At 58.2% G+C, this 14381-nt stretch carries 11 protein-coding genes; 2 read left to right on the top strand and 9 right to left on the bottom strand.

The window, feature by feature from the left end; translation table 11 throughout:
- Window positions 1–22: 22 nt before the first annotated feature.
- Window positions 23–1279, bottom strand: a complete 1257-nt coding sequence (gene fabF, locus EPD60_RS12740) for a beta-ketoacyl-ACP synthase II (protein ID WP_131449902.1) — start codon at window positions 1277–1279, stop codon at window positions 23–25.
- 99 nt (window positions 1280–1378) lie between these two features.
- Window positions 1379–1615 carry an acyl carrier protein gene (locus tag EPD60_RS12735; protein WP_072835589.1) on the bottom strand — a complete coding sequence of 79 codons (237 nt, stop codon included), beginning with the start codon at window positions 1613–1615 and terminating at the stop codon, window positions 1379–1381.
- A gap of 170 nt (window positions 1616–1785) precedes the next feature.
- Between EPD60_RS12735 and EPD60_RS12730 the strand changes: the two genes are divergently transcribed.
- Entirely contained in the window at window positions 1786–2214 is a 429-nt protein-coding gene (locus tag EPD60_RS12730; RefSeq protein ID WP_131449900.1) for a GNAT family N-acetyltransferase, read from the top strand.
- A 117-nt stretch (window positions 2215–2331) separates the two neighbouring features.
- Here EPD60_RS12730 and EPD60_RS12725 read toward each other — a convergent pair whose 3' ends face one another.
- The 5 genes from EPD60_RS12725 to EPD60_RS12705 all read right to left on the bottom strand — a co-directional run bounded on the left by EPD60_RS12725 (window position 2332) and on the right by EPD60_RS12705 (window position 11605).
- Window positions 2332–2808 carry a YcxB family protein gene (locus EPD60_RS12725; protein WP_131449898.1) on the bottom strand — a complete coding sequence of 159 codons (477 nt, stop codon included), beginning with the start codon at window positions 2806–2808 and terminating at the stop codon, window positions 2332–2334.
- On the bottom strand, window positions 2805–4169 hold the full coding sequence (locus EPD60_RS12720) for an alkaline phosphatase D family protein (RefSeq protein WP_131449896.1): 1365 nt from the start codon (window positions 4167–4169) through the stop codon (window positions 2805–2807). The genes EPD60_RS12725 and EPD60_RS12720 overlap by 4 nt, the downstream gene beginning before the upstream one ends.
- A gap of 259 nt (window positions 4170–4428) precedes the next feature.
- Window positions 4429–5367 carry a TraR/DksA family transcriptional regulator gene (locus tag EPD60_RS12715; protein ID WP_131449894.1) on the bottom strand — a complete coding sequence of 313 codons (939 nt, stop codon included), beginning with the start codon at window positions 5365–5367 and terminating at the stop codon, window positions 4429–4431.
- Window positions 5368–5373: 6 nt separating this feature from the next.
- A complete protein-coding gene (gene ileS, locus EPD60_RS12710) occupies window positions 5374–8706 on the bottom strand; it encodes an isoleucine--tRNA ligase (RefSeq protein WP_131449892.1) in 3333 nt (1110 codons plus the stop codon).
- A gap of 460 nt (window positions 8707–9166) precedes the next feature.
- Window positions 9167–11605 (bottom strand): outer membrane beta-barrel family protein, encoded by a 2439-nt coding sequence (locus tag EPD60_RS12705; protein ID WP_131449891.1) that lies wholly within the window; start codon window positions 11603–11605, stop codon window positions 9167–9169.
- A gap of 344 nt (window positions 11606–11949) precedes the next feature.
- Here EPD60_RS12705 and EPD60_RS12700 point away from each other — a divergent pair, with 344 nt between their 5' ends.
- Window positions 11950–12732 carry a CPBP family intramembrane glutamic endopeptidase gene (locus EPD60_RS12700; protein WP_131449889.1) on the top strand — a complete coding sequence of 261 codons (783 nt, stop codon included), beginning with the start codon at window positions 11950–11952 and terminating at the stop codon, window positions 12730–12732.
- An 18-nt stretch (window positions 12733–12750) separates the two neighbouring features.
- Here the strand turns inward: EPD60_RS12700 and EPD60_RS12695 are convergent, their stop codons facing one another.
- Both EPD60_RS12695 and EPD60_RS12690 read right to left on the bottom strand, forming a co-directional pair.
- A complete protein-coding gene (locus EPD60_RS12695; RefSeq protein ID WP_131449887.1) occupies window positions 12751–13512 on the bottom strand; it encodes a hypothetical protein in 762 nt (253 codons plus the stop codon).
- 15 nt (window positions 13513–13527) lie between these two features.
- Window positions 13528–14298: a hypothetical protein gene (locus EPD60_RS12690; RefSeq protein ID WP_131449885.1), complete on the bottom strand. Its 771-nt coding sequence runs from the start codon at window positions 14296–14298 to the stop codon at window positions 13528–13530.
- Window positions 14299–14381: the final 83 nt, after the last annotated feature.

Genomic DNA, 14381 nt, shown 5'->3' with positions numbered 1-14381 from the left:
TCGTTAATGGCGCTGCGGCAATTTAAGCAGAATATTTCTTAAAGATGACGCAGGCATTGTGGCCACCAAAACCAAAGGTGTTGCTCAGGGCCGCGCGTACTTCGCGCTTCTGGGCTTCACCAAAGGTGAAATTGAGGCGCGGGTTAAGCTCGGGGTCGGCGACGAAATGGTTGATGGTGGGCGGGCAGATGTCGTTCTGCACCGCCATAATGCAGGCGATCGCTTCGATTACGCCGGCGGCACCGAGGAGGTGGCCGGTCATCGATTTGGTAGAAGAAATGTTGAGGCGGTAGGCATCTTCACCAAATACGGCTTCGATGGCCTTTACCTCGGCCACGTCGCCGAGGGGCGTGGAAGTACCGTGGGTGTTGATGTAGTCGATATCGCCCGGAATCATGCCGGCGTCTTCGAGCGCCTGGAGCATCACGTTGCGCGCGCCGAGGCCTTCGGGGTGGGGCGCGGTCATGTGGTGGGCGTCGGCGGTGGCACCGGCGCCGGCTACCTCGCAGTAGATCTTGGCGCCGCGGGCGAGGGCATGCTCGAGCTCTTCAAACACCACCACGCCGGCACCTTCACCCATGACAAAGCCGTCGCGGTCTTTGTCGTAGGGGCGGGAAGCCGATTTGGGGTCGTCGTTGCGCTCGGAAAGGGCCTTCATGGCATTGAAGCCACCGATACCGGCCTCGGAGATCACGTTTTCGGCGCCGCCGGTAAGGATGATGTCGGCTTTGCCCAGGCGGATGAGGTTGAGGGCCTCCATCATGGCGTTGGTGCTCGAGGCACAGGCCGAGGTAACGGAGAAGTTGGGACCGCGCAGGCCGTGGCGCATTGAAATGTGGCCGGCGGCGATGTCCGAGATCATCTTCGGGATGAAGAAGGGGTTGAAGCGCGGGGTGCCATCACCCTTGGCGAAGTTCATCACTTCCTCCTGGAAGGTGATGAGACCGCCGATGCCGGAGGCGTACACAACGCCGATACGGTCGGGGTTCATCGTCTCCTTTTCAAGAAGCGAGTCCTGCATCGCCTGGTCGGAGGCGACAAGGGCCGTCTGTGTGAAACGGTCGAGCTTGCGCGCTTCCTTACGATCAAGGAAGTTGGTCGCATCAAAACCCTTCAGCTCGCAGGCAAAGCGGGTCTTAAACTTGGAGGCGTCGAACAAGGTGATGGTATCGCAGCCGCTTACGCCGTTGCGCAGGTTATTCCAATACTCGGTGACGGTGTTTCCAATCGGCGTCAGGGCGCCCATCCCGGTGACAACTACACGTTTAAGACCCTTCATAATGCCTGAGGTGGATTAGATGTGTTTCGCGTAAGATAAAACCGCCTTCGCTGCAGATGCATGAAGGCGGAAATAAGTTATCCGTAAAGACGGTAGCAGTTATTTGGCGTGCTCCTCCAGGTAAGAAACCGCTTGTCCTACCGTGGTAATGGTTTCAGCCTGCTCATCAGGGATCGAGATGTTGAATTCCTTCTCGAATTCCATGATCAGCTCAACGGTGTCGAGCGAATCGGCACCGAGGTCGTTCGTAAAAGAAGCCTCATTGGTAACTTCTGCCTCATCAACGCCTAACTTATCAACGATGATCTTTTTTACTCTTGCTGCGATGTCTGACATTTTGTAAAAGTTTGGTTATAGAGTTGCAAAAATAGAAGTTTTCCGAATAAAACAACCCGCGCCGAATTTCTTTCGGAAGGCCGTTCAACGGTACTGCTTCGGGGCACAAATAAAGTGCATTTGCACGTAACCGCCGTTCGTTGTATCTTGAAGCCTTCCAAAGCGGGAACATGGCATTGAAAATCATTGATCACGGAACGCCCGAATACGACGAAATGGTGCAGCTGCGCGAGGAGATCCTTCGGCGGCCGCTCGGTTTGTCTTTTGAGCCGGGAGAGCTGGAAAAAGAAAAAGACAATATCCTGATGGTGGCTTACGAGGACGATCACCTGCTTGGCTGTTGCATGCTGGTGGAAGAAGCGCCCGACACCGTGCGCCTGCGCCAGATGGCCGTACTCAACGACCTCCAGGGCAAAGGCATCGGCAAAGCCCTCATGTCCTTCGCGGAAAATATCGCCCGCGACCGCGGCTACAAAAAGATCACCATGCATGCCCGTAAGAACGCCCAGGGCTTCTACGAGAAAATGGGCTACAAGAAAAAGGGCGAGGAATTCAGGGAAATTACGATCCCCCACTATGTTATGGAAAAAGCACTTTAGCAATGCGGTAATGTGGTAATCCGGTAATGTGATAAAACGTTTGGCTAGTTAATAGAAAAGCCGCTCCAGAGGAGCGGCTTTTCTATTACCGCATTATCACATTACCGGATTACCGCATTATTTCCCGATTTTCTCTTTAAAGATCTGCCGCAACTCATACACTTCGTCGCTGTCTTTGAGGCTGCCCTTCGGAACAAGAAAAAATGAGCGCGGGTCGAAATACAGGTAGAAGAAGCCGGGTGTTTCCATGAACTTACTGAGCTTGCTCCACGCGAAAGGCCGCTCCCCGCGCTCGTTGCCGAGGGTAAAGCCCTGGTCGCCGAAGGCCATGGTAAAGTGATCGCGGAAGGTGTCGTTGCGCCGGTAAACGGTCAGCGGCAGCAGGAGCCAGAACACGGTCATCAGCACAAACCAGGTGAGCGACCCGATCAGGAAGGCCAGGGGCGTGGCGCGGTTCATATAAAAAAGTATCGCCGACATGAGCGCAAACACATTCACTACGATGATCATCACGCGGATCTCGGGTCGGCTCAGGAAATGGTAGCGCAGTGCCTGGATGACGTCTTTGCGGTTGTACGAAAAATGGATGGTCATCGTGCAGCGGGCGTTTTTAATTCGGATTCGGATACAGACCAGGCGCCCAGCGTGCGGCCGTCGATGCCCACGAACTCCACCTGCAGGCGCCGCTTTCCACCGGCCCCGCTGACGCGCACCCGCGAGTAGTTCTGGGCCTCCACCAAGGTGCCGCCGATGCGCGCCGGGTTGGCGGCTTCGGGCGTGCCCGTCACCTTGCTAATGCCCGAAGTAAAGGGCGAGTTGGTAACGTCGTACAGCGGGTAGCTGCCCGGGCGCTCCCAGCGGATCACCTCGCTGTGGTGGCGGTCGCCGGTAAGGAAAAGGAGACCGTCAATGCGCTCCTGCCGCAGGAAACTGAGGAACTCGTTGAATTCGGCGGGATAATCCTGGAGGCACTCGGCGCGTGCCATCGGGTTGAGGGTCTGGTTGCCGGTGGCGATTATCTTAAAGGTGGCGTTGCTCGACAGGAGCGCATTCTTCAGCCATTCCAGCTGCTGCGCGCCCCACATCCGCTTAGCGGCGTTCGGGGCGCCGCTGCTGTCGTCGGGATTCATGGCGTTGGCACTGCGAAACCAGCGGTCGTCCATCATAAAGATGTCCACATCGCCGTAGCTCACCTTGGTATAGATGCCTTCGCCGCCACTACCCGCCGAGGAATTGGGCCAATAGCTGGTAAAGACCTTGCGCGATTCTTCGCGGAGCGTATAGCTTTTGTCGGAGTCGTTGGGGCCGAAATCATGGTCATCCCAGATGGCATAGTGCGGCATCTTGCGCAACAGGGGCTGCAGCACGGGCTGTGCCCGATCGCGGCGGGCGCGGTACCAGAGTCCGGAGGGCGAGAAAAAGTCAACTTCGCGGTAGTACCAGTTGTCGCCGAGCCAGAGGGTAAAGGCGGCATTCTCCTTCGCCATCGTAAGAAAGATGCTCGAATCACCCCCATAAGGCGTGCCCGGGCGGTCGTACACCGGCTCGTTGAAGTAAGCGCAGGAGCCGGTCAGGAACGAAAAGTCGGGCGCGGGCTTGCGCCACTGCCACAGCTCCTTGGTGCGGAAGGCGCCGCCGGCACCGGGAACGGCTTTGCCGTCGATAATGATAGAGTAATTGTAAACGGTATTCGGCTCCAGGTCAGCCAGCACGAGGCTTACCGGGTTGGAGGCGGCGCCGAGCTTTCCTGTATAAGTAACGGAAGGCTGCGCCACCTTTTTGCCAATATTGCTCACCGGGGTATAGACCACCTTCACGGAGCGCACAGTGGGCGCCACCTCCAGCCAGATGATCGCATCGCGCAATTCCACGGGCCCGAGCATGGGACCCGAAATGACCTGTGCGGAGGCATTCAACGAAATCAGGGCGAGGAAGGCAAGCAGGAGGCGGCTCATGGGAAGGGGGATTGGATTTCAAATATAGGCGGCAGTTCGTCACAATGAACGCTCCCGGTCGTCGTTGAGAAAAGCAAAGCCTGAAACCAAACTCCTGCGGCATATTCCGGCCCCATCGGTCATTGGCAGTGCCTTCCGCAGGGGCTTGCTTCGCTACGCTCGCAATGACGGGCTCAGGAAGGGTGCGCCAGCCAAATCAGACATCAGACATCGGACATCGTAAAATCAAAAAACCCCGGCGTCAGCCGGGGTTTTCAATTTACTTGTTCATCATCTGTTTCGCTTCGATAGAGAGCGTCGCGTGGGGCACCGCGCGGAGGCGGGCCTTGTCGATCAGCTTCCCGGTGACGCGGCAGATGCCGTAGGTCTTATTCTCGATGCGCATGATGGCCTTTTCTAGGTGGTCGATGAACTGGATCTGGCGGCTGGCCATCTGGCTCAGCTGCTCGCGCTCCATTGACATCGAGCCGTCTTCCATGGTCATGTAGCGGCCTTCGTCGAGGTCGCCGCCTTCATCCTTGCGGGTGATGAGGCCCTGCAGGTACAGCAGTTCCTTCTTGGCGGTCTCCAGCTTGCGGTTGATCAGCTCGCGGAACTCGGTCAGGTCGGCGTCGGAATAACGCTGCGAGGAACGCGGCGCTTCCTGGGGCTTTCCATTGCTGTCGAGAACGGACTTGGTAAACTCAGGATCGTACTTCACGGATTTCGTAGTGGTTGTTTTAGGGATGACAAAGGGTTTTTTCGGCTCCTCTTTCTTTTTGGCCGGGGTCAGCGGCTTGATAGCCGGCTTTACCTCGGGCGTGGAAGGAGCAGAAACGGCCGGCTTTTTTACCGGCTCGGCGGCGCTTTTCCTGGCAGGCGCAGGAGGCGCGGCAGCCTTCGGGGCAGCCTTGACCGGGGCCTTTGCTACCGGCTTTGCCGCCGGGGCGGCCTTTTTGGCGGGCACCGGGGCTGCCTTTTTAGGAGCCGCCTTTACGGCTGCTTTCTTGGGCGCTGCCTTGGGGGCCGCTTTGGCCGGGGCCGACTTTTTGGCAGGAGCTGCTTTGACAGCTACCGCCTTCTTAGGCGCGGGTTTGGTGTTTTTGGAGGCAGCAGGCTTGACGGATGCTTTCACGGCCGCTTTGGCTGGCGCCTTCTTGGGCGCCGGCTTTGCCGTCTTCGCGGCGGCTTTCTTCGGTGCTGCTTTCTTTGTTGCCATGTTGGTTTACCCCTTTTTTAAAACATTGACGCTGAGGGTCTTATCATTCACCTCGATTTCGGTACCACCAGACAAGCCGGGTAAGATCTCCAGCTTATCGGCCCCAATTTCGGCGCGAATATAGTCATTAAATTTCGCTAATGAGTCGGCCAGCCCGCCCTCGGCGGCTACCTGCACCTCAATGCGGTCGGTCACTTCAAAGCCGCTGTCCTTGCGGATCTTCTGGATCCGGTTGACGAACTCGCGGGCGTTGCCTTCCTGTTCCAGCTCGGGTGTCACCTGGATGTCCAGCGCCACGGTGAGGGCTCCTTTGCTGGCCACCGACCAGCCCGGGATGTCCTCAGAAGTGATCTCTACCTCACTCAGCAATAATTCTACCAGCTCCCCACCTTCCAGTTCCAGGTTATAACGGCCTTCTTTTTCAAAAAGTACGATCTGGTGCTGGTCGAGGCCGCCCAGGGCAGTCGACACGGCCTTCATTTTAGGGCCGAGCTTTTTGCCAAGGGCGATGAAGTTGGGCTTGATCTTCTTGCGGATGAAGCCTTCCGTGTCGGTAAGGTATACCATTTCCTTGACATTGACCTCATTCTTGATGAGATCTTCCACTTTTTGCAACTGTTGCTGCATCAGCGGGTTAAATACCGGGATGAGCGCCTTTTGCAGGGGCTGGCGCACCTTGATGTTGACCTTTTTGCGGATCGACAGGATCAGCGAGGAAGCCTCCTGGGCCGCACTCATCCGCTCTTCCAGCAGGGTGTCCACAAGCTCTTCCTTAGCTTCCGGGAAGCGCACATGGTGTACCGAAGCCTCTGCAAATCGCCCCGTAACCGCGTTGAGCGCACGGAAGAGCTCGTCGGAGAAGAAGGGCGAGATCGGAGCCATCAGCCGCACCACGGTCTCCAGGCACGTATAAAGCGTCTGGTAGGCGGCGATCTTGTCGCCTTCGTACTCACCCTTCCAGAACCGGCGGCGGCAGAGACGCACATACCAGTTGGACAGGTGCTCGTCCACAAAATCCTCGATGAGACGCCCGGCCTGGGTAGGTTCATACTCATCAAGGGCCGCGGTCACCTTTTTTACCAGGGTCTGCAGGCTCGAAAGGATCCAGCGGTCGATCTCCGGGCGCTCGGCCACCGGGATGTCGGCCTCTTTATACGTAAAGCCATCCACGTTGGCATAAAGTGAGAAGAAGCCATAGGTATTAAATAAGGTACCGAAGAACTTGCGCTGCACTTCCTTGATGCCTTCCAGGTCAAACTTGAGGTTGTCCCAGGGCGAGGCATTGGTGATGAGGTACCAGCGGGTGGCGTCGGCGCCATATTGCTCGATCGTAGCAAAGGGATCCACCACATTGCCTAGGCGCTTCGACATCTTCTGGCCGTTCTTGTCGAGCACCAAGCCGTTGGAAACCACGGTCTTATAGGCCACGGAGTCAAACAGCATCACACCCAGCGCGTGAAGCGTATAGAACCAGCCACGGGTCTGGTCTACGCCCTCGGCGATAAAGTCGGCGGGGAAGCTCTTCCTGAACGTCTCCCTATTTTCAAACGGGTAGTGCCACTGGGCATAGGGCATCGCACCCGAGTCAAACCACACGTCGATGAGGTCGGGCTCGCGGCGCATGGGCTTGCCGGAATCAGACACCAGCACCACCTCGTCCACGTACGGCTTGTGGAGGTCGAGGATACCGTCGTGCAGGTAATGCTTGTTGGTTTCGCCGCCCAGCACTTCGGAAGCTTTGCGGATCTCGGCATTCAGCTCTTCGATGGAGCCGATGCATTTTTCTTCCGAGCCATCCTCGGTGCGCCAGATGGGCAGCGGGGTGCCCCAGTAGCGGGAGCGGCTCAGGTTCCAGTCCACCATATTCTCCAGCCACTGGCCAAAGCGTCCGGTGCCGGTGGAGGCGGGTTTCCAGTTGATGGTCTTGTTGAGCTCCACCATGCGGTCGCGCACGGCCGTGGTCTTGATGAACCAGGCGTCAAGCGGGTAGTACACCACCGGCTTGTCGGTGCGCCAGCAGTGGGGATAGCTGTGCTCGTATTTCTCTACTTTAAACGCGCGGCCTTCCTTTTTGAGGTCAACCGAGATGTCGACGTTGACATCCGCATAGTCAGGTGCGCTTTTATAATCTTTGATATAGCGGTTGCTGTACGGGCCGACGCCTTCCACGAATTTGCCTTCGCGGTCAACGAGGGTGAGGATGCCGATGCCGTATTTTTTGCCCACGCGGTAGTCGTCCGCGCCAAAGGCCGGGGCTGTATGCACGATGCCGGTGCCGTCGTCGGTGGTCACAAAGTCGCCCAGCAGGATCCGCCAGGGCTTCGCGTCGGGGGTGATGGCCTGAACGGCCTCGAGCGAATTGGCTTCAAAAGGCAGCAACTGCTCGTATTCAGCGCCTTCGAGGTCCCTGCCTTTCAGCTCGCCAACGATCATCCAGGGCAGCACCTTCTGGTCGGGCGCCACGGTGCTGAGGTCGCCGTTCTCGCCCTCGGGCTTGAAGTATTTGTGCAGCAGGGCCTTGGCAAGCACTACTTTCTGGCGCTCGTGGGTGTAGGGGTTGAAGGTCTCCACCAGCACATAGTCGATATTCGGGCCTACCGTAAGACCGAGGTTCGACGGCAGGGTCCAGGGCGTGGTGGTCCAGGCCATATAATAATAGTCGCCGTGGTCTTCGCCAAAGCGGGCGTCCTTCGCCTTGAACAGTACCGTGGCCGAGGTGTCCTTGACGTTGCGGTAGGTACCCGGCTGGTTGAGTTCATGCGAGGAAAGACCGGTGCCGGCTGCCGGCGAATAGGGCTGGATGGACACGCTCTTATAAAGGAAGCCCTTGTTGTACAGCTCCTTCAGGCACCACCACAGGCTCTCGATATACTCGTTGGTGAAGGTGATATAAGGGTGCTCCAGGTCTACCCAATAGCCCATTTTGGTGGTCAGCTCGTCCCACTTATGCTTGTAGCGGAGCACGGCCTCGCGGCATTTCTGGTTGTATTCGGCAACCGAGATCTTCTTACCGATATCCTCTTTGGTAATGCCGAGTTCCTTTTCCACGCCCAGCTCTACCGGCAGGCCATGGGTATCCCAGCCGCCCTTCCGCTGCACCTGGAAGCCCTGCATCGTCTTGTAGCGGCACACGAGGTCTTTCAGGGTACGGGAAATCACGTGGTGGATGCCGGGCATGCCGTTGGCGCTCGGCGGACCTTCATAAAACACGAAAGGCTGGGCGCCTTCGCGTACTTCCACGCTTTTCTGAAAAGCCTGTTCGGCCTCCCAGCGGGCCAGCACGTCCTTCTCGATAGCCGGAAGGTTGAGCTGGCGGAACTCTTTATATCGATTTTCCATTGTTCAAACTTGAAAATGTGGGCGAAGGTACAAAGAGGATGTCGGATGTCGGATGTCTGATGTCTGATTTGCGGGTGGCCCGGTGGGCCCTTTTCCGGGCGGCCTTTTCCGTACCCGAAAGGAGGCAAAGGATAATAAGGTCTTTCACCGCTAAGGAAAGAAGGGGCTAAGGTTTACGCTAAGCTTTTACGTTGGTTCATCGCCAACAAAAGTCCCGCCACCAGGCGGGACCCGTATTCTTAGTGTAACGCTTCTTTGACTTCTTTTCTTCGCGGTTCAAAAACCTTCTTTCCCTTCCAATGCCTTTCCCTCAAAGAGAAAAGCCCCAAAAAAAGGGCTTTGTACTTAAGGCTTATTAACACTTAAAAAAACACGCGTAATTCATTTCAGATGTCAGATCTCAGATCTGCGATCTGGTTTGCGAAGCCAAATCTGAGATCTGAGATCCGGGATCTGACATTTATCTTCCGCCGCCGGAGCCGCCCACGAGGTCATCGTTGGTGACGCCTTTCTTCTTCGATACGTTCTCGGTCATCTTGCCGAAGTTCCAGGTGAGACCGAGCGAGAAGCCGCGGTTGGGCAGCGTCGATACGCTTACGGTCTGGAAGTTCGGGGCCGTGGTCACGTTGCGGTAGTCGCGGTCCTTCTCAAAGAAGTTGGAGATACCGAGCGAGACGTTGAACTTATCGTTCCACAGTTTTACTCCTGTACCAATCCCGTACCAGAGGTTCAACGCGTAGTTGGTCTGGAAGGTTACAGCGTTCTTAAAATAGCCGGCGTAAGCGTAGCTGTAGATCTTCTTGCTCCAGTTAAAGTTACTGTTGAGGTTGGCATTTCCGCCGAAGCCGCTGGCCTTCTGCCGGGCATCGGCGCGGCTTTCCACCTGCGACCAGCGCACGTTACCGTTAACCGACACGTTCCATTTTTCGGAGAGTTTGGCGTTGACGTTACCGCTGAGGTTAAGGCCGGTTTCCTTGCCCAGGTTGCCGCTCGTAGTGCTGGTAACCCCGGTGGCCGGGTCGAACGTAGCGTATTGCACGATCATATTGTCGCTGTACGTGCCGTTGAGGGTGAGACCGAAGAAGGTGCTTCCCTTGCTTACGCGGGCCGCGATCGAAGCACTGTGGATCAGCTGCGGCTGCAGGCCGGGGTTGCCAAAGGTGACGTTGAACGAGTCGTTGTTGATCCGGAAGGGATTCAGGTTCCAGATGAACGGACGCTGGATCCGCTGGCTGAAGTTGAATACGAGGTTGGTCTGCCCCACCTTGGTGCTGATCTGCACGTTCGGGAGGAAGTTATTGTAGGCCTGCTGCACGCGGGTGGCGCCCGACGTGAAGTTGCCGTCTACATCGGTGTGCTCGAAGCGGCCGCCCACCCGGAAGCTCACCTTCTTCACCTTGAAGCTGTACGAGGCATAGGCGCTGTACACCTCCTGGTTGTAGTTGAAGAAGTCGGTGTTGGCCGGGTTGGTCTTGTACGACTCCACCGCCGACGTGCGGTCGAGGCTTTCGAAGTCGGAAGAAGCGCGGCGCAGGATCGTCTTGACACCGCCTTCGATCTTCATGTCTTTTTTCATCGGGTGCACGTAGTCGGCCTGCAGCGTATACTGGCGGTTCATGGCCTCACTGTTGTTCACCACGTAGCGGTCGCTGGCAACCGGGTTGTCCGTCACGGCGTCATTGAACGAGTTGCTGGTGCCGAACTCGCCGTTAAAGCGCAGGCTGAACTCACGCTCCTTGTTATTGGCAAACTTGCGTACGTAGTCGGCGCCGACGCTCTTGGTGGGATATTCGTTGCGGGCGTTTTCCATGTAGAGGCTCATCGAATCCGGGCGGCCATCGGCGTAAGACGTGGTGATGGTCTGGTCGAGCGAGCGGCGGCCCTTGCCACCCGAGATATTGCCGTACACACTTACGGTGTTGAGTGAGTCGAGCTCATAGTTGATCTCCGCGTTGCCGAAATTCCAGAAGTTGTTGCTGTAGCGCTTGCCGAACAGCTCGCGCTTCGCATAACGGGCATTCGGATCGAAGCTGGTGGTGGTGGTGCGGTTGATACCGGGTATGTTCACACCGCCGCCCGAGCCGTAATACAGGGTGAAGCCCAGCTTGCCGTACTTGGCAGAGATGTTGGCATTGGCATTCCACCAGCCGGTGCTGGTATAATAGGTATTGACAGAGCCGTTGTAACCCACCACCTTCTTGGCGGTGATGATGTTGATGATGCCGCCCACACCTTCGGCATCATACTTGGCCGAGGGCGAAGTGATCACTTCGATCCTGGTGATGAGCGCGCCGGGGAAGCCCTTGAGCGCCTCCTTCACGTTCTGGGCAAACATGGCTGTTTCGCGGCCGTTGAGCAGCACCTTGAAGTTGCTCTGCCCGTTGACCGTTACGTTGCCGTCGCCGTCCACGCTCACATAAGGCGTGCGGCGGAGGATGTCGATAGCGGTTTCCGTCTTGGCCACGGGGTCGTTGGCGACATTATAGGAGATCTTATCGTCCGACGATTCGATCAGCGGCTTCCGCATCTTCACCACCACACCCTGCATTTCCTTGGGTACGGCGCCGAGGCTCACCTCGCCTATGGCTACCGCTTCGTTCCTGCCCACGTTCACCGTTTGCTGGCGTTCGCCAAAGCCGGTGTGGGAGATGATCACGAGGTAGCGGCCGCTGTCGAGACCGGTAATATTAAAGCGGCCCTTATCATTGGTGTACCCGCTTTTCACGGCCTTGGCCGGGTCGGCGGCTGCAAAGAGCTCGATGGTGGCATACTGCAGGCCTTTGGCACTGGTGCTGTCCTTCACGGTGCCGTTGATGCTGCCCTGGGCAAAAGCAAGGACGACGGTCAGCTGGGCGCAAAGGAGCAGCAGGAGTCGACGGAGGTTAGAGGTCTTCTTCATAACAAGTGGTTTGGTCAGGCTGGAATGGTTTTACGAAATGTGTCGTAAACTTGACCCAATGCCATTGGGTGACCATCCTAAATGTGTATGATTGGGAAGATTCGGGGATGAATTGACGGAATGCAAGGACGAACGTTTTCGTAGAATGGTTTGCGGCCCGGATCCATCCGAATCACTCCCTAAAAAATGGGTTCTGTAACCCCAGCCCCTGGCCGAAAGTATTGACAATCAGCTACCTGCCCAAGCCACCGGGCTCTTCGTCCGCGCTAGCCCGTGAAACGTTTCAGCCCGGCCGAAAGGTCGGAGAAAAGCCCTACTTTGCCTTTCACCGGTAAATTGCTAACATGCCCCTTCCGCTATCGCGCCCCCGAAACCCGCTGGCCCGGGCAGCACTCTTCTGGACCCTGTTTGTAATACTCCTTTTCCTGCAGGGCAGTATGATCAAGCCGTTCTTTCCCCCGGCTTACGAACGCTTCGTGTATGGGCTGCAAGGGATGATCGCCGCCGGTGCCTGCTGCTACCTGTTTGCTTCAAGGGCGACAGTCGTTACTTCCGCAAGGCGTCAGCCGGGCTTGGCCGTTGCCGGCTTTGCCGCCGGGCTTTTGCTTACCGCCCTCCTGTTCCTCGTGGTGTACGGCACCGGCGGCGCGGGGCTTTACCGTACGCATGCACCTTTCAGTGCCCTGGAACTCCTCCCCTACCTGGCACTGTTGTTCCTCGCCTGGATGGAAGAGATCGCTTTTCGCGGCTACCCGTTCCGCCTGTTGGAAGAGCGCTACGGGCTGCCCGTCGCCCAGCTGATCGTGGCCGTCGCTTTTGCGGTCTACCACATGGCTTCGGGCTGGCACCCGCTTCAGGCCCTGGCAGGCCCCGGCGTCTGGTCCTTCCTCTTCGGCATCGCGGCGGCCAGGAGCGGCGGAATCGCCCTCCCTACCGGACTGCACTTCGGCGTCAACGTGATGCAGGCATTGGCAGGCGGCTTTCCGGGCTACCGGTCGCTGTGGAAGGCGGGAATACCCGATCACCCGCAGGCGATGCAGCTGGCAGGCCTGGTCACGCAGGCTGCTATTCTCGGACTATCGCTTTGGCTGACCTTCCGCTGCCGGCGCCCGCTGGCCACCGGGTAAGCCCCGAAGACCGCAGGCTCAGCTCGCTGCCAGCAACGGCGGCGCCTCGTCGAACCCGGGACGCACAAAAGCACGCGCACCGGGATAGGCCGTTGTGATGGCTCGCTCCAGGTTCCCGAGCAGGGAGAAGAGCGGCAACATGCGATCCTCGTCGGCGAAGATCCCGTAAAGGCCCGACAGCGCCTCCCGTGAGCGATCGAGGCTCACCAGGGCCACCTTCACCAAACCCTCCGGCACACCGCCCGCAAGACCTTCGGCCTCATCGAAGTCGCAAAGCAACGCACCTGAGATGCGATCGGTCACCACTTCGGCATAACGACGGAGCGCATGGAGGTATTCGGTCACTTCACCCGCTTCGCGCATCGCCGCATCCGGGGATCGGATGCCGAGTGTTGCCTGTTGCGCGGCCGCGCGGGCGAGGCGCCGCCAGTAAGGCGTGTCTTCCATCAGTGCCAGGAGCTGCGCCTGCCAGGCACCGGCCAGGCGAAGCAAGGGCTCCACGCTGAGGCGCGCATCGATCAGCGCCTGCCGCTGTTCCGCGGCCTCGAGTTCCGCCTCGGTAGGCGGCCGCACATCAATATCCAGTTCCAGCGCTTCGCCGGCAAGACCTGCGTGCGTGGCAGCAAAATGAGCGAGGGCCTGCTGCCAGAACTCCGGGCTGGCCGGGTCGCCATCGGGCTGGAGCCGCGTACCCGTGAATACCGCGCAGCGCTCCGTAAAGGAACAGCGCTCGCACCAATGATCGCAATAGCAGTAAATACCGTCGATATAAGTATGCATAAGCAGGGGTTTGGGTTACACGTTGGCAATTGCGGGCTGTTCGTCGAAGCCCGGGCGGCAAAAGTGTTCGGCGTCCGGAAAAGCTTCCCGCCCAAGGCGCTCGATGCGCCCGAGCAGGCCGAGCAGTCCGAGTATGCGGTCTTCATTTGAAAACAGGCGGAGCAGGGTGGTCAGCGCGAGGCGCGAGCGATCTACCGCCAGGAGTGCCACCTTCGCCGAGCCGTTGGAATCACACTGCAGTCCCATGTCCTCTTCATCATGGGAATACCGGCCATGCAGCGCGCGGCGAAACTTCACGCCGATAAAATACTGGTACCAGCCCAGCACATGGCGGCAGTCGGCAAGCAGCTCGATCTCGGCCAGGCCTTCGTCGATGGTTTTGATGCCGAGGGCGGCCGCGCGGGCAAGCTCACGGCCCTGGCTGTCCCAGGCTTCAAGGTCGGCAAACAGTAATTCTACGGTATCGGCAAATTCGGTGCAGGCCTCCAACAGGGGGCTGCCGTCGAGCGCTTCTTCGATGGATGCCTCCCGTGCCGCGCAGGCTGCCGCTTCTTCGGGCGTGGGCTCTTCCAGCTCCAGCCCCCAGCGCCCGGCGGCCTCCTGCAGCAGTGTCAGCGCACCGGTGAGGCGGGAGGAGATCGCTTCGGCAAACTGCGCGTCCTCCGGGTCTGATGCCCCGGCGTCGAGGTCGCGATCCATCCCGAACACCGCGCAGCGCGCCGTAAACGGGCATCGCTCGCACCAGCGGTCGCAGTAGTTGTATACACCGGGAATATTCTCTTGCATGATCGGTTCTTTTACCGCAAGCTAGAATCCCCGGCAGGCGCCGCCATGGGAAAAAGAACAGGATTTTATGGGATTTTTCCCCG

The organism is Flaviaestuariibacter flavus (genome assembly GCF_004337505.1).
GTDB lineage: Bacteria > Bacteroidota > Bacteroidia > Chitinophagales > Chitinophagaceae > Flavisolibacter > Flavisolibacter flavus.
The sequence above is the reverse complement of the archived record's forward strand: the minus strand, read 5'-3'. Positions and strand labels throughout refer to the sequence as shown.